Source organism: Mesorhizobium sp. M0938 (assembly GCF_040319125.1).
Classification (GTDB): Bacteria; Pseudomonadota; Alphaproteobacteria; order Rhizobiales; family Rhizobiaceae; genus Mesorhizobium; species Mesorhizobium robiniae.
This window is the reverse complement of sequence record NZ_JAMYNS010000025.1, coordinates 26907-49903: the sequence shown is the minus strand read 5'-3', so window position 1 is coordinate 49903 and position 22997 is coordinate 26907. Positions and strand designations below refer to the sequence as shown.

Annotated in this window: 23 protein-coding genes and 1 tRNA gene; 13 read left to right on the top strand and 11 right to left on the bottom strand. The window is 62.0% G+C overall.

The features are described 5' to 3' along the window. Positions 1-21 precede the first annotated feature (21 nt). The 5 genes from NKH73_RS29615 to NKH73_RS29595 form a co-directional block, all read right to left on the bottom strand. Positions 22-354: a type II toxin-antitoxin system RelE/ParE family toxin gene (locus NKH73_RS29615; protein ID WP_352938388.1), complete on the bottom strand. Its 333-nt coding sequence runs from the start codon at positions 352-354 to the stop codon at positions 22-24. Further along, on the bottom strand, positions 326-628 hold the full coding sequence (locus NKH73_RS29610) for a type II toxin-antitoxin system ParD family antitoxin (RefSeq protein ID WP_352938385.1): 303 nt from the start codon (positions 626-628) through the stop codon (positions 326-328). Before NKH73_RS29610 ends, NKH73_RS29615 begins: the two co-directional genes overlap by 29 nt. A gap of 75 nt (positions 629-703) precedes the next feature. Next, positions 704-2113: a methylenetetrahydrofolate--tRNA-(uracil(54)-C(5))-methyltransferase (FADH(2)-oxidizing) TrmFO gene (gene trmFO, locus NKH73_RS29605; protein WP_352938382.1), complete on the bottom strand. Its 1410-nt coding sequence runs from the start codon at positions 2111-2113 to the stop codon at positions 704-706. Between the two features lie 387 nt (positions 2114-2500). Continuing rightward, the gene (locus NKH73_RS29600; protein ID WP_095485458.1) at positions 2501-2641 is read right to left on the bottom strand and encodes a DUF1127 domain-containing protein; all 141 of its coding nucleotides are present in this window, start codon (positions 2639-2641) and stop codon (positions 2501-2503) included. A 54-nt stretch (positions 2642-2695) separates the two neighbouring features. Next, the gene (locus NKH73_RS29595) at positions 2696-2836 is read right to left on the bottom strand and encodes a DUF1127 domain-containing protein (protein WP_006335194.1); all 141 of its coding nucleotides are present in this window, start codon (positions 2834-2836) and stop codon (positions 2696-2698) included. Positions 2837-3073: 237 nt separating this feature from the next. On the opposite strand from NKH73_RS29595, the gene NKH73_RS29590 reads away from it, so the two are divergent. The 3 genes from NKH73_RS29590 (at position 3074) to NKH73_RS29580 (ending at position 6291) form a co-directional block, all read left to right on the top strand. Further along, positions 3074-4189 carry a DUF2157 domain-containing protein gene (locus NKH73_RS29590; protein ID WP_352938379.1) on the top strand — a complete coding sequence of 372 codons (1116 nt, stop codon included), beginning with the start codon at positions 3074-3076 and terminating at the stop codon, positions 4187-4189. Further along, positions 4186-4767: a GDYXXLXY domain-containing protein gene (locus tag NKH73_RS29585; RefSeq protein WP_352938377.1), complete on the top strand. Its 582-nt coding sequence runs from the start codon at positions 4186-4188 to the stop codon at positions 4765-4767. Before NKH73_RS29590 ends, NKH73_RS29585 begins: the two co-directional genes overlap by 4 nt. A 75-nt stretch (positions 4768-4842) precedes the next feature. Beyond that, positions 4843-6291, top strand: a complete 1449-nt coding sequence (locus NKH73_RS29580; protein ID WP_352938375.1) for an aromatic amino acid lyase — start codon at positions 4843-4845, stop codon at positions 6289-6291. Positions 6292-6737: 446 nt separating this feature from the next. Here NKH73_RS29580 and NKH73_RS29575 read toward each other — a convergent pair. Further along, positions 6738-6820: transfer RNA gene (locus tag NKH73_RS29575), tRNA-Leu, on the bottom strand. Positions 6821-7298: 478 nt separating this feature from the next. Here NKH73_RS29575 and NKH73_RS29570 point away from each other — a divergent pair. Further along, positions 7299-7916 (top strand): TrbL/VirB6 family protein, encoded by a 618-nt coding sequence (locus tag NKH73_RS29570; protein WP_352938373.1) that lies wholly within the window; start codon positions 7299-7301, stop codon positions 7914-7916. A gap of 650 nt (positions 7917-8566) precedes the next feature. Next, entirely contained in the window at positions 8567-10051 is a 1485-nt protein-coding gene (gene tig / locus NKH73_RS29565; protein WP_352938430.1) for a trigger factor, read from the top strand. Between the two features lie 59 nt (positions 10052-10110). On the opposite strand, the gene NKH73_RS29560 is transcribed toward tig, so the two are convergent. From NKH73_RS29560 to dgoD, 3 genes are all read right to left on the bottom strand, one after another. Further along, positions 10111-10860, bottom strand: a complete 750-nt coding sequence (locus NKH73_RS29560; RefSeq protein WP_352938371.1) for a FadR/GntR family transcriptional regulator — start codon at positions 10858-10860, stop codon at positions 10111-10113. Between the two features lie 80 nt (positions 10861-10940). Then, positions 10941-11717, bottom strand: a complete 777-nt coding sequence (locus NKH73_RS29555; protein ID WP_352938368.1) for an SDR family oxidoreductase — start codon at positions 11715-11717, stop codon at positions 10941-10943. A 41-nt stretch (positions 11718-11758) separates the two neighbouring features. Further along, the gene (dgoD, locus tag NKH73_RS29550; protein ID WP_352938366.1) at positions 11759-12931 is read right to left on the bottom strand and encodes a galactonate dehydratase; all 1173 of its coding nucleotides are present in this window, start codon (positions 12929-12931) and stop codon (positions 11759-11761) included. A 292-nt stretch (positions 12932-13223) separates the two neighbouring features. Here dgoD and NKH73_RS29545 point away from each other — a divergent pair, with 292 nt between their 5' ends. The 5 genes from NKH73_RS29545 (at position 13224) to NKH73_RS29525 (ending at position 18829) form a co-directional block, all read left to right on the top strand. Beyond that, on the top strand, positions 13224-14201 hold the full coding sequence (locus tag NKH73_RS29545; protein WP_352938364.1) for a substrate-binding domain-containing protein: 978 nt from the start codon (positions 13224-13226) through the stop codon (positions 14199-14201). Between the two features lie 137 nt (positions 14202-14338). Further along, positions 14339-15388 (top strand): zinc-dependent alcohol dehydrogenase family protein, encoded by a 1050-nt coding sequence (locus NKH73_RS29540; RefSeq protein ID WP_352938361.1) that lies wholly within the window; start codon positions 14339-14341, stop codon positions 15386-15388. 3 nt (positions 15389-15391) lie between these two features. Beyond that, entirely contained in the window at positions 15392-16285 is an 894-nt protein-coding gene (locus NKH73_RS29535; RefSeq protein WP_352938358.1) for an aldose 1-epimerase, read from the top strand. 14 nt (positions 16286-16299) lie between these two features. Continuing rightward, positions 16300-17295, top strand: a complete 996-nt coding sequence (locus tag NKH73_RS29530) for an ABC transporter permease (RefSeq protein ID WP_352938356.1) — start codon at positions 16300-16302, stop codon at positions 17293-17295. A 22-nt stretch (positions 17296-17317) separates the two neighbouring features. Next, positions 17318-18829, top strand: a complete 1512-nt coding sequence (locus NKH73_RS29525; RefSeq protein WP_352938354.1) for a sugar ABC transporter ATP-binding protein — start codon at positions 17318-17320, stop codon at positions 18827-18829. A 35-nt stretch (positions 18830-18864) separates the two neighbouring features. Here NKH73_RS29525 and NKH73_RS29520 read toward each other — a convergent pair whose 3' ends face one another. Continuing rightward, positions 18865-19191, bottom strand: a complete 327-nt coding sequence (locus NKH73_RS29520) for an antibiotic biosynthesis monooxygenase family protein (RefSeq protein WP_352938352.1) — start codon at positions 19189-19191, stop codon at positions 18865-18867. A 74-nt stretch (positions 19192-19265) separates the two neighbouring features. Next, a complete protein-coding gene (locus NKH73_RS29515; protein ID WP_352938349.1) occupies positions 19266-20144 on the bottom strand; it encodes an alpha/beta fold hydrolase in 879 nt (292 codons plus the stop codon). Positions 20145-20437: 293 nt separating this feature from the next. Here NKH73_RS29515 and NKH73_RS29510 point away from each other — a divergent pair, with 293 nt between their 5' ends. The 3 genes from NKH73_RS29510 (at position 20438) to NKH73_RS29500 (ending at position 22985) form a co-directional block, all read left to right on the top strand. Further along, complete coding sequence (locus NKH73_RS29510; protein ID WP_352938347.1) at positions 20438-20818, top strand: c-type cytochrome; 381 nt, start codon at positions 20438-20440, stop codon at positions 20816-20818. Positions 20819-20881: 63 nt separating this feature from the next. Beyond that, positions 20882-21829, top strand: coding sequence for a heme o synthase (locus tag NKH73_RS29505; RefSeq protein WP_352938344.1), 948 nt, complete (start codon positions 20882-20884; stop codon positions 21827-21829). A 337-nt stretch (positions 21830-22166) separates the two neighbouring features. Then, positions 22167-22985 (top strand): DUF2189 domain-containing protein, encoded by an 819-nt coding sequence (locus NKH73_RS29500; protein WP_352938342.1) that lies wholly within the window; start codon positions 22167-22169, stop codon positions 22983-22985. The last annotated feature ends 12 nt before the right edge of the window (positions 22986-22997 follow it).

The window sequence follows — 22997 nt, the reverse complement described above, 5'->3', positions numbered from 1 at the left end:
CACCGCAGCCGTTGAGATCTGTCACGATGGATCGCTCGATCCGGCATCGCGCATCAGCGTCTCGTAGTCGCGGCCGCCGTAGAAGATGTTGACGATGCGGACGAGATCGCCATCAACGACGTAAGTGATGATGGCGGAGTGCTCGAACGGTACCGTTCGCAACCCTGGTACAATGTCATGGCGCGACCGCCCGCCGCGAGGCGCATTGCCGATATTCCTACAGCGCACTTTGATTCGATCGACAAAGCTGTTGGCGATGGTTTCGCTTCCACCACTATCGAGGATATAGGCGGCAATCGATTCTAGGTCTGTGAGCGCGCTTTCATTAAGAACTACGGCGAGACGCTGAATCATCGCTGTCTCTCGCCAATTCCGAAATCCTATTTTTTACTCTTTTGATTGCCTCGTCCAGCGGAACAGCCGGCCGCTTATCCTCGATCGATGCCTTTACGCGCGCTCTGATCGACGCCATGCGCTCGGCATGCTCTTCCTCCTCGCGCTGGAACGCGCGAAGCGCTGCGCGGATGACCTCGCTTGCCGATCCGAAGGAGCCATCCTCGACTTTTTCGCGGATCATGCGCGCCATGGCGGGCGTGACGGTGACTGACAGTTTCTCGGCGGGCTCCATGAAGCTGCTCTCCCTTTAGCAGTAGGATACTATCCCACTTTATGCCGTGGTCCAAGCCAAAACCGAGGAGGCCTGCTACTCCGCCGCTTCCGCCTGTGCAGGCAGCCCCAGCCATTCGCGGCAACCGGCCAGCGCGCGCGACGTCACCGCTCGCCGCTTGGCGACGGTCTTGTCCTTGCCGCGCAGGCGCTTTCCCTCTGACTTCGGTGCCTCTACCGGAGGGAACAGACCGAAATTGACATTCATCGGCTGGAAGGAGCGCTTTCCCGGTTCGTCGTCGGAAACAATGTGGCCGCCGGTGATGTGGTTGAGCAGCGCGCCAAAAGCTGTAGTCAACGGCGGCAGCGCCGGCGTGTGGCCCAACCGCTCGGCGGCGGCAAAACGCCCGGCAAGAAGGCCGATGGCAGCACTTTCGACATAGCCTTCGCAACCGGTGATCTGGCCGGCGAAGCGCAGGCCGGGCCGCGATTTCAGCTGCAGCGAATGGTCAAGCAACGTCGGCGAATTGATATAGGTGTTGCGGTGCAGACCGCCGAGGCGGGCGAATTCGGCGTTTTCGAGACCCGGGATGGTGCGGAACACGCGCACCTGCTCGGCGTGCTTCAGCTTGGTCTGGAAGCCGACCATGTTGTAGAGTGTGCCGAGCGCATTGTCCTGGCGAAGTTGCACGACCGCATAGGCCTTTACCGACGGGTTGTGCGCATTGGTCAGCCCCATCGGCTTCATCGGCCCATGGCGCAGCGTCTCGACGCCGCGGTCGGCCATGATCTCGATCGGCAGGCAGCCGTCGAAATAGGGCGTGCCTTCCCACTGCTTGAACTCGGTCTTCTGGCCCGCCACAAGCGCCTGCACGAAAGCAAGGTACTGTTCCTTGTCCATCGGGCAGTTGATGTAATCCTTGCCGGTGCCGCCCGGCCCGACCTTGTCGTAGCGCGACTGGAACCAGCAAATGTCCATGTCGATCGTGTCGAAGTGGACGATCGGCGCGATGGCATCGAAGAAGGCGAGCGCATCGGCGCCGGTCGCTTCCGCGATCGATTGGGCGAGCCCTGGTGCGGTCAGTGGGCCGGTGGCGATGATCGCCTGGTCCCAGTCAGCCGGAGGCAAACCGGGCACTTCTTCGCGCTGGATGCTGATGAGCGGGTGCGCTTCGAGTTTTCTGGTCACCGCTTGCGAAAACCCGTCGCGGTCGACGGCCAGCGCGCCACCGGCCGGCACCTGGTTTGCATCGCCAGCGCTCATGATCAGCGATCCGGCCAACCGCATTTCGGCGTGCAGCAGGCCGACGGCGTTGGTTTGCGCATCGTCGGAGCGGAAGGAATTGGAACAGACGAGCTCGGCCAGCCCATCAGTCTTGTGCGCATCGGTGCCGCGCACGGGCCGCATTTCATGCAGGACGACCGGAACGCCGGCTTCTGCCACCTGCCATGCTGCTTCGGAACCGGCGAGACCGCCGCCGATGACGTGAATGGGATTTTTGCTCATGAGCGCCGAAATAGTCGCTTGCAGCTGCGATTGCAATTGCCGGGCACAGGACGGGACAAACCGCTGCCGGGGAAGGCCTGCCCTGAAAACAACAACACCCGCCGGGGGAGGAGGTCCGGCGGGTGTCGTTTTGCTGGTCGATCCTCGGGAGGAGGTGAAGATCGACCGTATTCGTCATCGCCGGGGAGGAGGTCGGCTTTGACGAAATTCCTTTCGCCTGACGAAGGGGGCGAAACCCCGGGACGAAACTCGTTTCGTCCTTTAAACAGCGCCCGCCGCGGGAGGAGGTGCGGCGGGCGCCGTTTTTGTGGTCAACCCTCGGGAGGAGGTGAAGGCTGACCGTATTCGTCAGGGTCGGGGAGGAGGTCGACCCTGGCGAAATTCCTTTTAGATCGCCTTGCGAGCGATGATCTTGATCTCGTCGCGGACGATACCGAGATCATGCAGCTGGCGGTTCGAAAGGCGACCCAGCTCGGTAACCGTCGAGCGATAAACGCGCCAGTTACGATAGTTGCGGATCAGGTTCATTGTCGTTCTCTTTTCAAGTCAAACTGGTTCGGACCATTTGCGGTCCGAAGAGGATTAGACCGCCTTGCGAGCGACGTAGTGGATGTCGCTGCGGCTGATGCCGAGGTCGGTCAGTTCGCGGTTGCTCAGGCGGCTCAGCTCGGAAACGGTGTCCCGGTAGCGGCGCCAGTTGCGGTAGTTGCGGATCAGGTTCATGGTATTTCTCGTTTCGTCTTTCTTTCGGATCATTCCGTCTTTGTGTACGCGCCGAAGATAGGTGGGGTCGTATCGGTTTAAAAGCGCTATTGGTGCATGGCAGCAATGCAAATTGTGCAATGCACCATCACGGGGCGTTCACGTGTTCGACATAGATAAACCGGAATCGGAAAATGTCGTGGCGTCAACGATTTGGCCGGGTCGGCTGAAAAAAAGACCGAGCTGGGGGAGAAGGGTATGGCGAGCTATTCGTCACGCGTCAGGGCCGATATCGCACGATGGCTGCAGGCCGGCCTGATCGATGTGCCGACAGCCGACGCGCTGAGGCGCGACGTCGCGGCCAACGAGCGGAGATCGCTGAGCTTCGGTTCGATACTGGCGATGATGGCGGCGCTGCTGTTTGGCGCGGCCGTCCTGATCTTCGTCGCCGCCAATTGGGAAGCTATCCCGCGGCTGGCGCGGGTGGCGGCGCTCTTCGCCATCATCCTCGCAGGCTATGTCGGCGGCGCAGTGTTGAAGATACGCGACCATGCTGCGCTCGGCGAGGCAGTCTGGATCGTCGCTGCTGCGACATTCGGCGGATCGATCGCGCTGATCGGCCAGATGTACCATCTATCCGGCGACGAGGCATCCGCCCTGATCACCTGGGGCGCAGGCACGGCCTTGGCGGCGGTTGCGCTGCGCTCGAACCCGCTGACCGTTGCGGCGGTCGGAATCGCCGATGCATGGCTGGTCCTCACCGGGTTCGACTATTTCAGGCACACGGAATTTCCGCACCTCTTTGTCGTCATGGCGATCGTACTGTTCGCCATTTCGTTCTGGACGCGCAGCCAGGTGGCTCGGCATTTAATCGTTTTGTCGATCATCTTCTATCTCGTGCTGTTGGTGATTCATTACGATACGCTGCAGGTCGCCATCCCTCTCGTTGTCGCGTCGGCGCTGCTTTTCGCGGCAGCGATCTTCGCTGCCGGGCCCGTCGACAGGTTCGTGCAGCTTGGCGGCCGGCTGCCCTTGCATGCGCTGATCGGATTTCTCACCGGTCTGGCGATGATCCAGTTTGAGCTGGCCGATGAAAGCAACAATGGCGGCTTTGCCATCGCTTCGGCCATTGCACTTGCGGGCATTGTCGCTGCAATCGTTCTCGGTGGCCGCGAAAGCAGGGGATTGCGTTGGGTTGCCTATGCCGGCTTCGCCTTCGAACTCGCCATCATCTATGGGGTGATGCTGCAGTCGATGCTTGATACGGCAGGCTTCTTCCTGGCGGCAGCGGTGCTTCTCGGCATCCTTGCCTTTGTCATCCTGCGCATCGAAAAGCGAATGAGGGCGCCCAGCGCAGAAGGAGCAGCGGCGTGATGGCCGGCAAAAGACTTATTATTTCGGCGTTGGTGCTGGCGCTCGTCCAGATCGGCTTCCTGAGCTGGATCATCGCGGGCCGGGCGGCGATCTTGCGCGACGGCAAGCAAGTGCTGCTCAGGGTCGAACCCGTCGATCCGCGCGATCTCCTGCGCGGCGACTTTATTCGCCTTGGCTATGAGATTTCGCAGATACCGGTGAAGCTGATCGCCAACGTTCCGGCTGGCAAGCTGTCTAGTGACGACACCTCTCTTGTGGTCAGGCTGAAGCAGGGCGCCGACGGCTATTGGGAGGCGACCACGGCCTGGTTCGGTAAAGCGCCGGCGCCGGCAGCATCCGACGAAGTCGATATCGTCGGCCAGGTGGCCGAGGGGTGGGACCTCAGCGCAGCCACGACGATCACGCCGGAATACGGCATCGAGCGGTTCTATCTGCCGGAAGGCGAGGGCATAGCGATCCAGAACGACATGCGGGTGCGGCCATTCGGCATCCGCGTCGCCATCGCCAAGGATGGCACCGCGCAGATCAAGGCGCTGATGGACGGCGACAAGGCGCTGTTCGAGGAACCGCTTTATTAGAATGGAGACAAGGCGCTGTTCGAGGAACCGCTTTATTAGAATGGAAAGGCGCGGCTGGCTCGGACAGCATCAAGCATGACAATTATCCTGACGACACGAGAAGACATAAATCTCAGCTCTGTTTTCCGCGTCGCCTGGAAAAAAGACGCGGTGCAGATCAGCGACAAGGCCTTGCAGCGCATTGCAGAGTGCCGCGCGTCCTTCCTGCGTCTCATTGAAACCGACCCCGTTCCGGTCATCTATGGCGTGACCACCGCGATGGGAGAACTGGCGAGCCGGCGGCTCGAACTTGGCGAGCGGGATCGCCATGCCCGCATCAAGGCGTTCGCAGCCGCCACATCATTCGGCGAGCCTTTGCCGGATCGCGTGGTGAGGGCGATCGTGCTCGCCCGCCTGGCGAATTTCCTTGAAGGAAATGCCGCGACGACACCGCGCATGGCGGTCGCCGTCGCGGCGATGCTGGACGGCGGACCGATGCCCATGGTGCCATCCTCCGGCCAGGGCGGTGCCGGTGAAATCCTCGCCCTTTATCCGCTGTTTGCGGAGCTTTCGAGCCGCTTCGACCTAGAAGTCAAGGAACGGGGGTCTTTGATCAATGGCTCGCCCTGCGCTGCCGCACTCGTGGCCGATGCGGCCTTGGCGGCTCGCCGCCGCGTTCGCCTTGCCGAAAAAGTCTTTGCGCTTTCGATCGAAGCGTTTCGCGCACCGCTCGAACACTACGATCCGGCGCTCGACGCGCTTTGGGGCGATGAATACGAAGCAGCGGCCCTGCGGGGATTGAGGGCGTTTCTTGCCGGTGCCGGCACCGGGCGCCGCAATTATCAGGCACCGGTCAGCTACCGCATTGTCCCTCGCGTCCTCGGGCACGCGCATCGCGCGCTGGCATCGGCGGAGCGGGCGGCCACCGTGTCGCTCGCTTCGATCTCGGACAACCCGGTCTACATCCCGCCTGACGACGCGCATCCGATTGGGCGTTGCATCAGCACCGGCGGCTATCACAACGCCATGGCCACACCCGCCCTGGACGACCTGGCGGCGATATGGGCCGATATCTGCCTGTTGTGCGACCGCCACGCCTCGAAGCTCCTGAACGGCAAGGTGTCGCTCCTGCCCGACCTGCTTTTGACGGGGAGGGACTGGAGTGACAGCGACGGTCACGGCAATGTCGGCTATGTGCCGATGGCGATCACAGGTTACCTGGAGCAGGCCAAGCTTTCGGCGCAGCGCACCTTCATCCCGGGAACCGAATCGGCGGGCGCCGGCCAGGACGATGTCGCGACGACGGTCTTCCTCGCATGGACGAAGGAAGCACGCGCCGCCCGCTGCCTCGACGCCGCTATGGCGATGCTGGCCGTGATCGCCTCGCAGGCATTACATGTCACCGAGCGCACGGCTCCTCCAGCGCTTCAGTCGTTCGCCGCGGAGATCAGGAGCATCGTGCCGCCGGTCGGCGACGATCGCGTGCTGGGACCCGAGCTTGCGAATTTGACCGATTGGTTCACGCGCCAGGTTTTCGAGGACTAGGTCGCTTATTGGTCCGGATGAAGAGGCTCTCGGCTGTCTTGCCAGCATGGCCAGTTTCACGATGCCCAATCGTGGCTAAGACCAGAACGGTCCGAGGACGAACACGGCCATTAGGGCGACGAAAAGCATAGCAATAATCACGACGCCCCACATCAGGACGTTTCCGGTGCCGCGTTTCTCCTCCTCGCGAGATAAGTGTTTCGCCATTGCACGATCCTTTTTGTAAGGTTCATGACTTAGCAACGTGTCTTGCCGAGGCTGGTTCCCGGCAGCCATCTTGAGCAGGGTGAGCGATCACAGGGGCCTAGTGATGCCTGCCGAACAGATCGCGCGTGGGAGAAACGCAGCGTTATAGGCCTTATGGCGAAAAACTTGCTGCGGATGAAGGGATTCGAACCCGCACGCCTTCGGCACTGGAAACTTAATCCGCTGTTCAAGAGGAGCAGTGGTGCGGGTAGAGGGACTCGAACCCCCACGTTCTCACGCCAGAACCTAAATCTGGTGCGTCTACCAATTCCGCCATACCCGCTGGCTTTGGGTCAGGCACGTCTATGTCACAAGCTATATCACAAGTTCAAGGCTTAGATTTGCGAGGTTTCTTGGGTCTCGCCCGTGACTTGGGCAAGTCCCAGCCGGTGGACCGTGGACTTCGCGCGGCGCGACGCTCTCCTCGCGCGCGAACTGACGTATCATATTAGGGTCGTCGATCTGCCGCTGGAGCATAAAGTCGTGACGAGACATTCGGTTTTTTGCAAGTATCGGTGGTGCCGTCGGCGGCCTTTGGGCGGATCTTTCCGTCGACGCGACGAACTGGTCGGTGATCAGATCTTCATGCTCCAGGATGTATTCACAATTCCTTCAAAATGAATCGGAATATTTTGCTATCAGTAAATTATAAACGCAAACATCGTTTTGTGTGAGCAATTCAAAAACTCTCTGGGCTCGTTACCGGTGAAGTAGCAGGCGTCGACTCTGCTGCTGTGAGGTATCTACCAAAGGAGAGTGTCATGGCAAATGTCGTTAAGAGTTTCGCCACAGCTTTAGCCAGCGGTGCACTTGTTTTATCTCTGGCTTTTCCTTCCAGCGCGGCCGGCATTAATGTCGGTGCCGGCGCATCAGTCGGTGGTCGGGGCGGCATAAACGCAGGGCTCGGCGCCTCGATCGGTGGCAGGAGCGGGGTGAACGCCGGCGCCGGTGCATCGATTGGCGGCAGCAGGGGCATTACCGCAGGTGCCGGTGCTAATGTGGGCGGCACTGGCGGCGTTTCGGCTGGCGCAGGAGCAAACATAGGCGGCACTGGTGGTGTCACTGCCGGTGCCGGCGCAAATGTGGGAGGCTCCGGCGGCATTACAGCGGGTCTGGGTGCCAATGTCGGCGGCACGAGCGGTGTCGGCGTGGGCGTCGATGTCGGCGTTGGAAGCGGAACCCCTCCTGGTAATTCTGGAACACCGGGGACGCCCGGAACGCTAGGTACGCCGGGAACTCCAGACGTGCCGAGCGTCGTTGCTCAGATGTCCGGCAGCCAACTGATGCGCATGAAGAAACGCTGTGTCGACGTGCTCGACAGCGAAGGCACCTATGACCGTGACCTGCGGCAGCTTTGCATGCTGATCGCGCGTCGCTGAGTATAACGCAAAGGGAGGGTCGCATCGGCTGTGAAGGCTTTGACAACACTCTCCTGGTCTTGCGGCCGGCCCGCCACTGGCAACGTGGCGGGCTTCTCTGCATTCAGGGTCGCTGCACTGAGCGGCCGACTATTGCGAGTTAGCTACGCTAGCTGAGCCTGACGGAGCGGAACCTAAATCCAGGGCGTCTACCAATTCCGCCACATGCGCGTAGCCCGGCAACCCATGTAGCCATCATTCTGTCAATGTCACGATCAAAATAGGGCTGTTCGCCGGCGAATGATCGCGAAAATCGAAGAGCCGATTTCGCGATCATGCGCCAAAATCACGGTGCTACAGCGTCCTTTGCGCGTCCAAGAAGACCCGCGGCGCTGTAGATGCGAAGATGGTTGAAAATTAGCCGCGCGTGTGACAAAAGGCGTGTCGAATGTGACGGGATGCGACGATCCGCTTCTGCAGAATGTGATAAGAAGTAGGAAAAACAAAGACTTATTCACATTTTGGAGCGTATTTTTGAACGATTTGAACCGCGTTGGGCGGACAAGTCGCCAAGTCCCGCACCAAAAGCCATTCCCGGCAAGATCATACCGGCAGGCTGTAAACGGCAGGGGCCGTTTGGCGGCCTCATTGGTGGAAACAAAGGTTTTATGATGCAGGTCACCGAAACGCTCAACTCCGGTCTCAAGCGCGAGATCAAGATCACCGTGCCGGCCGGTGACATGGAAGCCAAGCTGATGGCGCGGCTTTCCGATGCTAGAAACAAGGTCCGCATCAACGGCTTCCGCCCCGGCAAGGTGCCGGTGCAGCACCTGCGCAAGGTCTACGGCAAGTCGTTCATGGCCGAAGTGGTCAACGAGATCCTCAACGATTCGACCCGTTCGATCATTACCGGGCGCGGCGAAAAGGCCGCCATGCAGCCCGAAGTGATCATGACCGAGGACGAGAAGGAGGCCGAGAAGATCCTGGCCGGCGGCGCCGACTTCGAGTTCAGGCTGAACTACGAGATCATTCCGCCGATCGAGATCAAGGATTTCTCCGACATCAAGGTGACGCGTCAGGTGTTCGACGTGCCTGACACGGAGATCGACGAACAGGTCCAGCGTGTCGCCGAATCGGCGCGCAGCTATGAGCCGAAGACCGGCAAGGCCGCCGAAGGCGACCGCGTCACGATCGACTATGTCGGCAAGATCGACGGCGAAGCCTTCAGCGGCGGCGCCGGTACGGACCAGCCTCTGGTGCTCGGCTCCAAGGAATTCATTCCCGGGTTCGAGGATCAGCTCATCGGCAGCAAGGCCGGCGACGAGACCCAGGTCACGGTCACGTTCCCGGAAAACTACCAGGCGGCGCATCTCGCCGGCAAGGAAGCCACCTTCGACGTCACCGTCAAGGAAGTGTCCAAGCCCGGTGCGTTGGAAATCAACGACGAAACGGCCAAGAATCTCGGCCTGGAGTCGCTGGAGCGCCTGCGGGAAGTGGTGCGCACCCAGATCGAGAACCAGTTCGGCTCGATGACGCGCCAGAAGATCAAGCGCCAGCTGCTCGACCAGCTCGATGCTGCCTACTCGTTCGAGGCGCCGTCGAAGCTCGTCGAGGCCGAGTTCAACAACATCTGGAGCCAGGTCAATCGCGATCTGGAAGCCGCCGGCCGCACCTTCGCCGACGAGGAAACGACGGAAGAAGAGGCGCGCGCCGAATATATGCGGCTCGCCGAGCGCCGCGTGCGTCTCGGCCTGGTTCTCGCCGAAATCGGCGAGAAGGCCGGCGTCACCGTGTCGGACGACGAATTGCAGCGCGGCCTGTTCGAGCAGGTGCGCCGCTATCCGGCCAACCAGCAGCAGGAAGCTTTCGAATTCTACCGCAGCAATCCCGAAGCGCTGAACACGCTGCGTGCGCCGCTGTTCGAGGAGAAGGTGGTCGACCACCTGCTCGGCCAGGTCTCGGTCACCGACGTCAAGGTCAGCAAGGAAGAGCTGATGGCCGACGACGAGGACACCGACACGGCCAAGGCGAAGCCGGCGAAGAAAGCCGCCGCGAAGAAGGACGCCAAGAAGGCCGACGACGCGAAGGCCGAGGATGCGGAAGAGCCCAAGAAGAAGGCCGCGCCGAAAAAGAAAGCGGCCAAGGACGCCGAATAACACCGCGTTCTCAGGATGGTGAAAGGCCGCCCCTCGAGGCGGCCTTTTCTTTTTTTAGACTAGGCGACCTGCAGATCGTCGGCGGCGATGTCGAGCAGCCGGTTCATCGCGGCCCTGGCTCCGGCCGTGTCGCGCATACGGATCGCCTCGAGCACGGTTTGATGCGCTGCCAGCGCCCGCGATTGCGCTTCCATCAGCCTGTTGGTAACGAGGAAGGATGCGCTCAGCGCCGCCTCCAGCATCCCGATCAATCCTTTCAAAACAACGTTGTGGCTTGCCGCGATCACGCTGCGGTGGAAGGCCAGGTCTGCCCGGCAGACCCCATCGAGATCATGTGGGATCGAATCGCGCATGGCGTTGAAGGCGGCCTCGATCGCGGCGAGATCGGAGCCGGTGGCGCGTCTGGCGGCAAGTTCGGCGGCGGCCGGTTCGAAGATGCGGCGCGCCTCGATCAGGCCGGAAATCAGTTCGCTGTCATTCTTGATATCCGGGTGCCAGCTCAGCACCACCGGATCGAGCAGCCGCCAGTCATCGCGCGACAAAACGCGTACGCCGACCCGGCGCCGCGCCTCGACCAGCCCCTTTGCCGACAGCACCTTGATCGCTTCGCGTATCGAGGTGCGGCTGACACCCAACATGGCGCAGAGCTCTTCCTCGCGCGGCAGCATTTCGCCTTGCCGATAGACACCGCCAAGGATGCGACTGCCGAGAACGTTGACTACGGAATCGTGGATGCGGCTGCCGCCGGCGCCTTCGGTTTCGACGCGGCGCCACGAACCGTCTTCAACCACGCCAAGGTCAGATGCCATGTCTTCCCAGCCCTTCTCCAACCTGCAACTCATAGGCGCGACCGGTACCCTGCGCAACGCCGCCCTCGGTCATGATCCCCTCAGTCATGGTAGAGCACCGAGCGGCCACCATCGACGACGATGCAGGCGGCGTTGAGGAAAGGTGCCTCGTCAGAGGCGAGGAACAGCGCTGTCATCGCCACCTCCTCGGGTTTGCCAATGCGCTTTTGCGGATGCAGATCATAGGTGCGCTGCCGCTCGGCCTTGGGGTCCGGAAACGTGTTCCAGTAGTCGACAGCGATCTGCGTCTCGACATAGCCGGGCGCGATGGCGTTCACGCGCACACCCCTGGCCGCGTAATCGATGCCGAGTGCCCGGGTAAGGCCGAGAAGTCCGTGCTTGGCGACGGGGTAGGGGAAGCAACCGGGGATGATCGAAAAACTGTGCGTGGAGGCAATGTTGACGATCGAGCCGGCGCGCTGGTCAAGCATGGCCGGCAGCACCGCCTTGCTCATGCGCCAGACGCCGTCGAGATCGATGTCGAAGCAGCGCCGCCATTCGGCTTCGCTTGTCTCCAGCGGATCGTGGAAGACGTTGATGCCGGCATTGTTGACGAGGATGTCGATCCGGCCAAAGGTTTCCTTCGCCAGCGCGGCGACGGCTTCGACGGAAGCGGTCTGACGCACGTCACATGACACAAACAGGGCGCTTGCCCTGTTTGGCGAAAGATCCTTTGCAAGCGTTTCGCCGGTTACATTGTCGATCTCGGCGATGACGACTTTAGCGCCTTCGCGGTGGAAGGCCCGAGCGATCGCCTCGCCGATGCCGCGCCCGGCGCCGGTTACGATCGCGACCTTGTCCTGCAGGCGTCCGGTCATTTCATCCTCACCAGTGGGTCATCCTCACCAGTCGACCCCGTTCACCAATCGACGATGGTGCCGTCAGGCATTACGGCGTTCTGCGTGTGCAGCACCTCGGGCGCAAAGGGATAGCGCGCGCAGATCGCCTCGTCGACCTCGATGCCGAGACCCGGCGCTTCGGGAACCTGCCAAAAGCCATCAACCATGCGGATCGGGCCTTTGACCACGTCGAAATACCACGGCACCGCGCCGACCATTTCCTCCTGGATGATATGGTTTGGCGTCGAGACGGCAAAGTGCAGCGCGGCGACGCCGGCGATCGGCCCCAGCGGGTTATGCGGGGCTACCCCGACGCCGACTGCCTCGGCATGGGCCGCAATCTTCTTGGCCTCCGAGAGGCCGCCGCAATGGCAGATGTCGGGCTGGATGATGCTGACCGCGCCTGCCGAAAGCAGTTCGACGAATTCGGCGCGCTCGACCAGTCGCTCTCCGGTCGCCAGCGGCACCGAGGTATGGGCGGCGAGGGCTTTCAGGCCGGCCGTGTCGCCGGGCGGCAACGGCTCTTCGATGAACATCGGCCGGCCGGGAGCGAGGGCGTCGACATAGGCAAGTGCGGCGGAAACCGAGGCCGGGCGGCCATGAAAATCCACCATGATCTCGATCCCCGGTCCGACTGCCTTGCGCAGGGCCTCCATCAGCCGCGCCACCTTGTCCACATCGGGCAGCGGCGCGTGATAGTGGGTATAGGGAATGAACACCGCCTTGAAGGCGCGGTAGCCCTTTTCGACCACGGCATGCGCGCGCTCGACCAGCGGATCGGTTTCCATTGTCTCGTAGACGGCGCGCATGTCGCCAAGGCCGAGATGGGTGTAGACGCCGACCTTGTCGCGGACTTTGCCGCCAAGCAGACGCCAGACGGGCACGCCGAAATGCTTGCCCATGATATCCCACAACGCCATCTCGATGCCCGAGATCGCGCTCATGCCGATCGCCCCGAGCCGCCAGAACGACTGCTTGCGCATGACCCGTACGGCCTGTTCGATGTCGCGAGGATCGCGCCCCATGATCAGCGGCGCCAGATCCTCGACCGCGCCGACCACCGCCCGGGTCTTCCATTCCAGTGTCGCTTCGCCCCAGCCATGCAGCCCCGGCTCGTCGGTCAGCACCTTCACGAACACCCAGTTCCGCATTTCCGCATTGACCACGCGGGTCTCGATACTTGTGATCCTCACTTGGGAGCTCCCGCGCAATTGCCTAATAGATCATATCTATAAGTCACGTTAGTCGACTTTGCCGATGTGTTCAACGCCAAACTGCGGCTCAGCAACGGCGCAGAGCTGATCAATGTGCTGTGAGAAAGGCGTTGACAGCTGTATCAAACATAGTATCTATAAATTAGTTTGATCCGATCTAGATGTTACGTCGATCTCGGATTGGGCAAGTCCCGTAGGGAGAGGTTGCCTGCAGTCCGACTTGGCTGCGGCGCCGCGACGGGCACAATTCACCATCCGTTGGGAGGACGACATGAAATCCATAAAGCAGTTTGCAATCGCAGCGCTTGCGGCCGCCACGGTTGGTTCGGCGGCAGCGCCGGCGCTGGCCGATTCGACCGGCATCGGCGCCATCTATCTCGACGATGTCGGTTTCTATGCCGCCGTGCGCAAGGGCATCCAGGACAGCGCCAAATCGATGGGCAAGGAGGTCGACCTGCTCGAGACCAATGCCCGCGCCGATCCGGGTGCCGAAGCCTCGTTCATCGACCGCCTGATCTCTGCAGACGTTAAGGCGATCATCCTGTCGGCCGTCTCCGCCGACGGTTCGGTGCGCGCCATCAGGCGGGCGCATGAGGCCGGCATTCCGGTGGTGTGCTACAACACCTGCATCAACGACGCCGACATGAAGAAATATGTCTATGCCTATGCGGTTGCCGATCCGACGGAGTTCGGCCGCCAGCTCGGCGACGTCGGGGCCGATTATTTCATCGCCCAGGGCATCAAGGAGCCGAAGATCGGCGTGCTGAACTGCGAATTCGTCGAGGTTTGCGTCAAGCGCCGCGAGGGCTTCGAAGCGGCGCTCAAGGCCAAGGTTCCCGGCTATGTCATCGCTGCGAACCAGCGGGGCACGGTGCTCGATGACGCCGTTTCGGTGAGCGACCAGATGCTGTCGGCCAATCCTGAAATCAACGCCTTCTTCGGCGAGGGCGGCGATGCCGGCACCGGTGCGGTGCGGACCATCAAGCAGCGCGGCCTGACCGGGAAGGTCGTCGTCTTCGCTGCCGACATGACGTCTTCGGCCGCGACCGAACTCGCCGACTTCTCGGTGATGAAGGCAGTCGCCGACGTGTCCGGCCAAGGCATCGGCAAGCTGGCGTTGGAACAGGCGCTGAATGGCGCCGAGGGCAAGAAGGCCGCCGACATCATCGTGCCCATGGGCATATCGATCTTCAAATCGGCCGACGATGCCAAGAAGTGGCTCGAAACCCACAAGGACGGCCTTTCCTGATCGCATCCTCCCGAACCATGCGATACTGGCCGCCGCATCCCGGCGGCCAGTCCTTTCGGGAACTGATAACCTTCCGGGAAACCGACAAATCTCGGATACTGCCCGCGGTCGAAAGAACCGGGGTCCGGAGCCTGATCATGCCAAAAATGCTTGCCGCCTACCTTCCCGGCAATTCCACTGTCGACCTGCGCGAAATCGACCGTCCGCAGCCAAGCATAGGCCAGGTGCTCCTGAAGATGAAGGCGTCCGGCATCTGCGGCAGCGACATCCACTACATCTACCACAAGCATCTCGGCGACGATCCGCGCACGTCCTATCAGGGCGTGGTGGCGGGGCACGAGCCGGCCGGGCAGGTGGTCGAGCTTGGCGCCGGTTGCCGGCATTTCAAACCGGGCGACCGTGTCGCGGTCTATCATATTTCCGGCTGCGGCTTCTGCCGCAACTGCCGCAAGGGGTTTCAGATATCCTGCACCGATCCACAGCGTGCCGCCTATGGCTGGCAGCGCGACGGCGGTCACGCCGAATATCTCATCGCCGACGAGCGCGATCTCGTGCACCTTCCGGACACGCTGTCCTATCGGGACGGCTGCTTCATTTCCTGCGGCGTCGGCACCGCTTACGAGGCCGTGCTGCGCGGTAACGTTTCGGGCAGTGACGCGGTGCTCGTGGTCGGCCTCGGGCCGGTCGGCATGGCAGCGCTGATGCTGGCCAAGGGCCGTGGTGCGCGCCTGGCCATCGGCGTCGACACCCAGCCCGACCGGGTCGAGACAGCGAGGAAGCTTGGCCTGGTCGATCACGGTCTCGTCGCCGGGCCCGACGCGCTCGGCGCCATCAATGAATTGACCAAGGGCGGTGCTGCGGTGGCCATCGACTGCTCCGGCAATCCGCGCGGCCGGCTGCTGGCGCTGCAGGCGACGCGCACCTGGGGGCGCTGCGTCTATATCGGCGAAACCGGCAAGGTCGAGTTCGACGTCAGCGACGACCTTCTGCACCGCCAACGCACCATCTACGGCTCATGGGTGACCAGCGTTCACAATATGGACCAGTGCTGCGAGGATCTCGACGCGTGGGGCCTGCACCCGCACGACATCATCACCGATGCCTTCCCGCTGGAAAAAGCGCCCGCGGCCTATGCGCTTATGGCCGGTGGACGCTCCGGAAAAGTCATCGTCGAATTTCCGGACTGAACAATGGCCGATATCGACATCGCCAACGAAGCGCTGAGCCTCACCGTCACCACGACCGGCGGATCGGTCTGGCGGTTTCTTTCGCTTTCGGGCAGCGCGGAGATGCCGCTGTTTCGCGAGCCGCCGCGGGGAGCGGAACGAGAAGCGCTGAAATCGGGCTGCTTCCCGCTGGTGCCTTTCGGCAACCGGGTGCGCGACAACCGCTTTTCCTTCGAAGGCCGGGAGTATTCGCTCAAACCCAACATGGATTGGGACAGGCACTATCTGCATGGTGACGGCTGGACCGGCGAATGGCAGATTGTCCGCCAGACGAGCACCGAGATCCTACTTGTGTTCAGCCATCGCAGCGACGGCACTCCATATGTCTACGATGCCGAACAGCGCTTTTCGATCGACGGCTCTACACTGACGACGACACTGTCGGTCACCAATCGCGGCGAGTTCGCGCTGCCGTTTGGCCTCGGTTGGCATCCCTATTTTCCGCTGACGAAAGGAACCACGCTCAAGGCGGCGGCTCGCTCCTGTTGGGACGAGGATTCATCCTGGCTGCCGACTGTCGAGCATCCGGTCGCCGGCGATATCGACTTCGCCCAGCCGCGCGGCCTGCCGCGCCGGTGGGTCAACACGGTTTTCGAGGGCTGGAACGGCGCGGCTGACATCGATTGGCCGGAGAGCGGGATTTCACTGAGGATCGATGCCGACCCCATCTTTTCCCGCTATCTGGTCTTCGTCTCCGATCCGGCCTTCGATGCCGGCTACGACTATGATTTCTTCTGTTTCGAACCGATGAGCCACAGCGCTGACGGGCATAACATGCCCTCCGGCGGCGGGCTGGTGAGGCTGGCGCCCAGTGAAAGTCTCACGGGCTCCGTTCGCTATACCTGCCAGCGGCCTTGACGAGGAAGATTGCGATGAGCGTCACCACAACCACAACCGACCGCCGGCGCGGCTTTCGCCTGCTTGCGCTCGACATGAACGAGATCGGCCTGATCGTCATTCTGCTTCTGCTCTATTTCGGCTTCGGCGCGACCACCAACGGCTTTCTGTCGGCCAACAACCATCTGTCGCTGCTGCGCGATGCCGCCTCCATCGCGATTGCCGCCTGGGCGGTGACGCTGATCATCATCGCCGGCGAGATTGACGTCAGCGTCGGGCCGATGGTCGCTTTCACCTCGGTCTGCCTGGCCTTCATGCTGAAAGCCGACGTCAACGTCGCGCTCGCCATCCTGGCGGCGCTTGCCATCGGCGGCGCGCTCGGCACCTTCGCCGGTTCGTTGCGCGCCTATTTCGGAGTGCCGTCCTTCGTCGCCACGCTCGGCCTGTGGAGCGCGCTGCGCGGCATGTCGTTCTTCACCACCAACGCGCTGCCGGTCACCTTTCCCGACAACGCCTTCCTCGACATCCTTGCCGACAACATGTTCGGCATCCCCACCTCGGCTATCGTCATGCTGGTGCTGTTCGCCGTCTTCTCCTTCATCAGCCAGAAGACCGCCTATGGCCGGTCGATCTTCGCCGTCGGCGGCAACGCCAATGCGGCCGAACTCTGCGGCATCAATGTTGCGCGCATTCGCGTGCTGATCTTCACCACGTCGGGCGTGATGGCCGCACTTGCCGGCGTGCTGTTGACGGCGCGGCTCGGCTCCGGCAATGCCGGCACCGCCTCCGGCCTCGAATTCGACGTGATCGCCGCCGTCGTCATCGGCGGCACGGCGCTGTCGGGTGGGCGCGGCTCGATGCTTGGCACACTGCTCGGCGTCTTCGTCATCACGCTGATCGGCAACGGGCTGGTGCTGCGCGGCATTAATCCGTTCTTCCAGGAAGTGGTGCGCGGCGTCATCATCGTCGCCGCCGTGCTCGCCAACATCCTGGTCACGCGCTATCGCGAACGCCAGATTTTCGGCGCGTGACGGAAACCAGTGAGGATCAGCCATGCAGACCGCCCGCCAGCAGGATCCGCAGACCTTGGTCGCCGCAGTGCATGGCGCGACCAAACAGTATCCCGGCGTGCTCGCGCTGGACGCTGTCGATTTCGAGATCAGCCGCGGCGAAGTCCGCGCCCTGCTCGGCAAGAACGGTGCGGGGAAATCGACACTGATCCGGCTGCTGACCGGGGCCACGGTACCCGACAGCGGCGGGGTCACCATCGATGGCGCGGCGCTGACCGGTTCCGGCACCCAGCGGACGGTCGAAGCGGCCCGGCTCGGCGTGCGCGCCGTCTATCAGGAGCTCAGCCTGATCGTCGGCATGAGCATCGCCGAGAACCTTTTCCTCGGCCGCTGGCCGTCCAGCATGGGCGTGCTTTCCCACGGCGACATGGAACATCAGGCGCGCGAGACGCTGGCCCGGCTCGGGCTAAAACTCGATCCGCGCCGCCGCGTCGCGACGCTGAGCCCGGCCGAACGACAGCTCGTCGAGATCGCCCGCGTCATGATCGGCGAACCGAAGCTCGTCATTCTCGACGAGCCGACCAGCTCGCTTGCGGCTGCCGAGGTCGAGTTCCTGTTCAAGGCCGTGCGCAGTCTCGCCGCCGCCGGCATCGCAGTGATCTATGTCAGCCACCGCATGAGCGAGATAAGACAGATCGCCGAGGCGGCCACGGTGATGCGCGACGGCAAGGTTGCGGGGACTGTCGAGCTTGCCGGCGCAGACACCGCCGAGATCATCCGGCTGATGCTTGGTCGCAGCGGCCAGGAAGATCGGCTCGTCGGCGCGGCGAGGGGAGGCGATACCGTGCTGTCGGTGCGCGATCTTGCCGTGCCGCCAAAGCTTTCGGGTGTTTCGTTCGACCTGAAGCGCGGCGAGGTGCTGGGATTTGCCGGCCTGCTCGGCTCGGGCCGTACCGAGCTGCTGAGGGCGATCGGCGGGCTCGATGCAGTCCGCGCCGGCACGGTCCTGCTCGATGAAAAGGACATCACCCGCGGCTCCTATAGCGAGCGGGTCAAGAGCGGGATCGGCATGACGCCGGAAAGCCGCAAGGAAGACGGCATCATGCCGCTGCTCGGCGTCGACGAAAACACTGTCGCGACCGATTTCTCGAAGGTGGCGGTGAACGGCATAATCTCGGCGTCGAGGATGGCGGAAGCGGCCGGCGACATCATCCGTCGTATCGGAATCAAAACGGCGCGTATCGATACGCCGGTCGGTACGCTTTCCGGCGGCAACCAGCAGAAAGTGGTGATCGGCCGCTGGGTCTATGCCGGCAGCCGTATCCTGCTGCTCGATGAGCCGACCCGCGGTGTCGACGTCGAAGCGAAATCGCAGATCTATGCTCTCATCCGCCAGCTTGCCGCCGAGGGCAAAAGCATCATTTTCGTGTCCAGCGAGATCGAGGAACTGCCGAAGGTCTGCGATCGGGTCCTGGTTTTGAAGGACGGGAACTTCGTGCAGGAATTTTCCGCACCGGGGATTGAGACCGATACGCTGATGGCCGCCTGCCTTTAGGGCTCGGCTGACGAAAATCGCATCACCGCAGCTGCCTAATCGCGAGGCGACTGATTGACGAGGATCCGCATCACGGTCACTCGCTTTGGCAGTTCGACGAGAAACTCTTCGTCGCGCGGCAGGTGATGGATCTTGTGCGGGTCGCCGCCGGTGAAGCTCGCCATGGCTTCGACGTCAGGCCAGTATGAGATCGTCACGAACTCCGTTTCTTCTTCGCGATCTTCGCGAAACAACTGCACGCCAAGCGCCTTCTCCTCGAGCGGCGGAATGCCTTCGCGGCGTAGATACGGCTCGTAGACGTCTGCCAGATCGCGGCGCGTCCTTCCCCGCCAGATCCGGGCAATTGTGGCGTTGTCGGTCATGAAGTGCTCCTCTCGATAGATTGTGATGAGGATGGGGAGCGATGGCGGGATCCGCTGCGCTGTTGGGCGGACGATTAATGCAGGACCTCGCCGAGAAACCCTCGCACCAGGGGCAGGGCGGCCTCGAAATGGGTTTCCAGCAGCCAATGCCCGGCGAAATGCAGCTCGGCCTCCGGGAGATCGCGCAGATAGGCGCGCGCTGCCGGCTCGGGCATGTATTCGTCCTTCGGCCCCCAAAGGATCATTGCCGGCGGCCGCTGTTCGCGCAGGTATTCCTGGTAACGAGGGAACCAGTCGAGATTAGCCTTGAGCTTCTCCATCAGTCCGACCGAAAGCGCACGGCGAACCGGCGTATCCATCAGCGGCCAATGCAATTTCCACAGATCGGGCGGGACACGTCGGGCGACGTCGTCATCGACTTCGCCGACGAACTCGGCGCGAAAGCCGTCCTCGCTCACCGCTTCTTCCAGCGGCGCGCGGTTCTCTGGTGAAGGATCCCGCCAAAAGCGCTGGATCGTTTCGTATTTGGGGCCAAGGGCATCCGCGTAGATGTCGCCGTTCTGGATGATGAGGGCCCTGATCCGCGATGGATGCGTTATTCCGTGGCGCAGGCCGATCTGAGAGCCATAATCGTGCAGCCACAGCGCGTAGCTGCTGAGCCCCAGCGCGTCGGTGAACCGCTCCAGGAAAGTCGCGTAGGCGTCGAAATCATAGCCGAACCGTGCCGGATCTGGGGTTCCACTGTAGCCAAAGCCGGGGAAGTCCGGCGCGACGGTCCGCCACCGATCGGCGAGCGCCGGCATCAGCCGGCGATACTGGAAGGATGAGCAGGGATAGCCGTGCGGAAGCAGCAACACCGGCGCGGCTTCAGAGCCTGCCTCTCTGTAGAAGACCGTCTCGCCGTCGATCGTGAGGGTGCCGTGGCGCACCTCCAGGACGCTGCTGTCGTTCATGGACGCTTCTCTGATCTTTGATCTTGCTGACGCTGAACCGTAGCTGGTCTAACGCCTTTGGCCGGCATGCGTTCCGACCGCGTTCGACGCCGATCGAACTGCCCGTTGCTTCGGTGGCAAATCTTGCTGGTCGGCTTCTTCTATCTGCCAGCCAGATTCTGTGGTATGTAGATGCCGCAATTCCATGCGGCAGAAGCGGATATTCCGCTCTGTCGTGCAAGGGGCGCATGCCGGCGAAATGCCGGCACGCGCAGATCGTCCAACGCAGATTTGGCGATCGGGGAGGAAATGCCATGCGCGTGATCGCTTTTTTCGCCGCCGTATTTGTTGCGACGTTCATCACCAACCAATCCCAGGCACAGGATGCCGCGGCGGGTGAGAAGGTCTTCACCAAATGCAAGGTCTGTCACGTCGTGGACAAGGACCAGAACAAGGTCGGTCCGTCATTGAGCGGCGTTATCGGCCGGACGGCCGGCACGCATCCGGGGTTCCGCTATTCCAAAGCCATGATCGAGGCGGGTAAATCCGGCGTCAAATGGGACGACGCCACGCTGACGAATTACCTTCGCGATCCCAAAGCCATGATCAAAGGCGGGAAGATGGCGTTTCCCGGTCTCAAGAAGGACGAGGACCTCGCCAATGTCATCGCCTATCTGAAGCAATTCTCCAAATGACCCGGTTCTTCCGCCGGCCGATCGGCCGGCCAGATTGCCTGCTCCCATCTGGGGTCGCCTGAAATGTCGGCTCGGGAAAGCGGCCTCAAGGATACCGGTATCCAGATCTCGGAAGCGACGGTCAGTGATTTCTTCGCGCTTCTGAAACCCCGTGTCATGGCGCTTGCCGTTTTTACCGCTTTCGTCGGCCTGATGGTGGCGCCCGGAATGACGAATCCGATCATCGCCGTGATTGCAATCGGCGCAATTGCAGTTGGCGCAGGAGCGGCCGGGGCGCTCAACATGTGGTACGATGCCGATATTGATGCATTGATGTCGCGCACGTCAAAGCGGCCAGTCCCTTCAGGCCGGGTCACGCCAGGCGAAGCTCTCGGCTTTGGCCTGGTGCTTTCCGTGCTTTCGGTCATGACGCTCGGTGTGCTGGTGGGGTGGCTTGCCGCATCGCTACTGGCCTTCACCATCTTCTTTTACGTCGTCATCTACACGATGTGGCTGAAACGCTCGACGCCGCAGAACATCGTCATAGGCGGCGCCGCCGGCGCCCTACCTCCTGTCATCGGGTGGGCGGCGGCCACCGGCGCCGTCGGGATCGAGAGCTTTATTCTGTTTCTCATCATTTTCCTGTGGACGCCGCCGCATTTCTGGGCACTCGCGCTGTTCAAGATCGGCGACTATGCGGCGGCCGGCATCCCGATGATGCCGAACGTGGCCGGCCAGGCTTCAACCAGAAAACAGATCTTCGTCTATTCGCTGATCCTGGCGCCAATCGGCGTGCTCCCTTGGGCTTTCGGATTCGCGAGCGGATTCTACGGGATTGTTTCGGCCGCATTGGGCGCGGGCTTCATCTGGCATGCCTGGAAGCTTCTGGTCGACAAAAGGGCGAGTGAAGGGTGGGAGACGAAACGCGCAAAGGCGCTGTTTGCCTATTCGATTTTCTATCTTTTCGCGATCTTTGCCGTGCTGCTTGCCGACACAATTGCAATGCGTGCCGTCATGTCGGCCGGAAATTGACGGCACCTGCCTGAACAAGGTCTGTCCTAACCTGCTCAAACCTCACGTTGGCAGCGCACAGAATCCCAGCAACAGCAGAATAACTATGCCAAGGCCGAGTATGAGAACGGTCTTTCCATCCATGACCTTCACCCTTCAACCCACTTTGGAGATTATCGAAGAAAGGCCGTTAGAGCTAGCCTGATCACCGGAGCCGCGCTGTTCTGACAAAGGGCGACAAACGCCATGCAAGAGAGTATGTTGATCATGGTGCAGGTCGCGGTTTTGCGTGGCCAGTCACGCTGAACGACGGCACCGTGAACCGCGACCTTACCGGACCTGGTCTGGAGGAATGGTCATGGCAAGTTTTCACGTGATTGCAGGCGCCAGCGAGACGCTGGAACATACCAGAATTCGAAAAATCGGCGTTTCCGACCTTTTCGACGCGCTCAAGCGCGGCGTCGACGATTTCATGGTCAAACCGTCGCACATCGTTTTCCTCTGCCTGATCTATCCGCTTGTCGGCGTCGTGCTCGCCGTCTGGACCTCGGGCAACAACGCGCTGCCGTTGCTGTTTCCGCTGGTGTCGGGTTTTGCGCTGATCGGTCCGTTCGCGACGCTCGGCCTCTATGAGATCAGCCGGCGACGGGAGGCCGGGCTCGACGCCTCGTGGAGCCACGCCTTCGAGATCAGGAATTCTCCGGCGCTGCCGGCCATCGCGGCGGTCGGTATCATGTTGCTTGCGATCTTCATCGCCTGGCTTTTGACCGCGCAGCTGTTCTACCAGCAGGTGTTCGGCCCGGCCCCGCCGGAATCGCTGTCGAGCTTCATCAGTGAAATATTCGCCACCGGCCGCGGCTGGACGCTGATTATCCTCGGCCACGCGATCGGCTTCGTCTTCGCCGCGGTCGTGCTGTGCACCACAGTCGTCGCGTTCCCGTTGTTGCTCGACCGCGACGTCGGCGCCTATGAAGCCATCCACACCTCGGTGCGGGTGGTCCTGGCGAATCCGGTCGTGATGGCCGTCTGGGGATTGATCGTCGCCGTCGCGCTGATCATCGGCTCGCTGCCGGTGTTCGCCGGGCTGGCAGTGGTGCTGCCGATCCTCGGTCACGCCACCTGGCACGTCTATCGCAAAGTTGTGGAATCGCCGGCCTCGACCAGGCCGGCCGACTGAAAAATCCGGCCT

What these genes read in the sequence shown, in the direction of transcription:
- NKH73_RS29615 (WP_352938388.1), bottom strand. Translation starts at nt 354, where the DNA reads ATGATTCAGCGTCTCGCCGTAGTTCTTAATGAAAGCGCGCTCACAGAC.
- NKH73_RS29610 (WP_352938385.1), bottom strand. Translation starts at nt 628, where the DNA reads ATGGAGCCCGCCGAGAAACTGTCAGTCACCGTCACGCCCGCCATGGCG.
- trmFO (WP_352938382.1), bottom strand. Translation starts at nt 2,113, where the DNA reads ATGAGCAAAAATCCCATTCACGTCATCGGCGGCGGTCTCGCCGGTTCC.
- NKH73_RS29600 (WP_095485458.1), bottom strand. Translation starts at nt 2,641, where the DNA reads ATGAACCTGATCCGCAACTATCGTAACTGGCGCGTTTATCGCTCGACG.
- NKH73_RS29595 (WP_006335194.1), bottom strand. Translation starts at nt 2,836, where the DNA reads ATGAACCTGATCCGCAACTACCGCAACTGGCGCCGCTACCGGGACACC.
- NKH73_RS29590 (WP_352938379.1), top strand. Translation starts at nt 3,074, where the DNA reads ATGGCGAGCTATTCGTCACGCGTCAGGGCCGATATCGCACGATGGCTG.
- NKH73_RS29580 (WP_352938375.1), top strand. Translation starts at nt 4,843, where the DNA reads ATGACAATTATCCTGACGACACGAGAAGACATAAATCTCAGCTCTGTT.
- NKH73_RS29570 (WP_352938373.1), top strand. Translation starts at nt 7,299, where the DNA reads ATGGCAAATGTCGTTAAGAGTTTCGCCACAGCTTTAGCCAGCGGTGCA.
- tig (WP_352938430.1), top strand. Translation starts at nt 8,567, where the DNA reads ATGCAGGTCACCGAAACGCTCAACTCCGGTCTCAAGCGCGAGATCAAG.
- NKH73_RS29560 (WP_352938371.1), bottom strand. Translation starts at nt 10,860, where the DNA reads ATGGCATCTGACCTTGGCGTGGTTGAAGACGGTTCGTGGCGCCGCGTC.
- NKH73_RS29555 (WP_352938368.1), bottom strand. Translation starts at nt 11,717, where the DNA reads ATGACCGGACGCCTGCAGGACAAGGTCGCGATCGTAACCGGCGCCGGG.
- NKH73_RS29545 (WP_352938364.1), top strand. Translation starts at nt 13,224, where the DNA reads ATGAAATCCATAAAGCAGTTTGCAATCGCAGCGCTTGCGGCCGCCACG.
- NKH73_RS29540 (WP_352938361.1), top strand. Translation starts at nt 14,339, where the DNA reads ATGCCAAAAATGCTTGCCGCCTACCTTCCCGGCAATTCCACTGTCGAC.
- NKH73_RS29535 (WP_352938358.1), top strand. Translation starts at nt 15,392, where the DNA reads ATGGCCGATATCGACATCGCCAACGAAGCGCTGAGCCTCACCGTCACC.
- NKH73_RS29530 (WP_352938356.1), top strand. Translation starts at nt 16,300, where the DNA reads ATGAGCGTCACCACAACCACAACCGACCGCCGGCGCGGCTTTCGCCTG.
- NKH73_RS29525 (WP_352938354.1), top strand. Translation starts at nt 17,318, where the DNA reads ATGCAGACCGCCCGCCAGCAGGATCCGCAGACCTTGGTCGCCGCAGTG.
- NKH73_RS29520 (WP_352938352.1), bottom strand. Translation starts at nt 19,191, where the DNA reads ATGACCGACAACGCCACAATTGCCCGGATCTGGCGGGGAAGGACGCGC.
- NKH73_RS29515 (WP_352938349.1), bottom strand. Translation starts at nt 20,144, where the DNA reads ATGAACGACAGCAGCGTCCTGGAGGTGCGCCACGGCACCCTCACGATC.
- NKH73_RS29510 (WP_352938347.1), top strand. Translation starts at nt 20,438, where the DNA reads ATGCGCGTGATCGCTTTTTTCGCCGCCGTATTTGTTGCGACGTTCATC.
- NKH73_RS29505 (WP_352938344.1), top strand. Translation starts at nt 20,882, where the DNA reads ATGTCGGCTCGGGAAAGCGGCCTCAAGGATACCGGTATCCAGATCTCG.
- NKH73_RS29500 (WP_352938342.1), top strand. Translation starts at nt 22,167, where the DNA reads ATGGCAAGTTTTCACGTGATTGCAGGCGCCAGCGAGACGCTGGAACAT.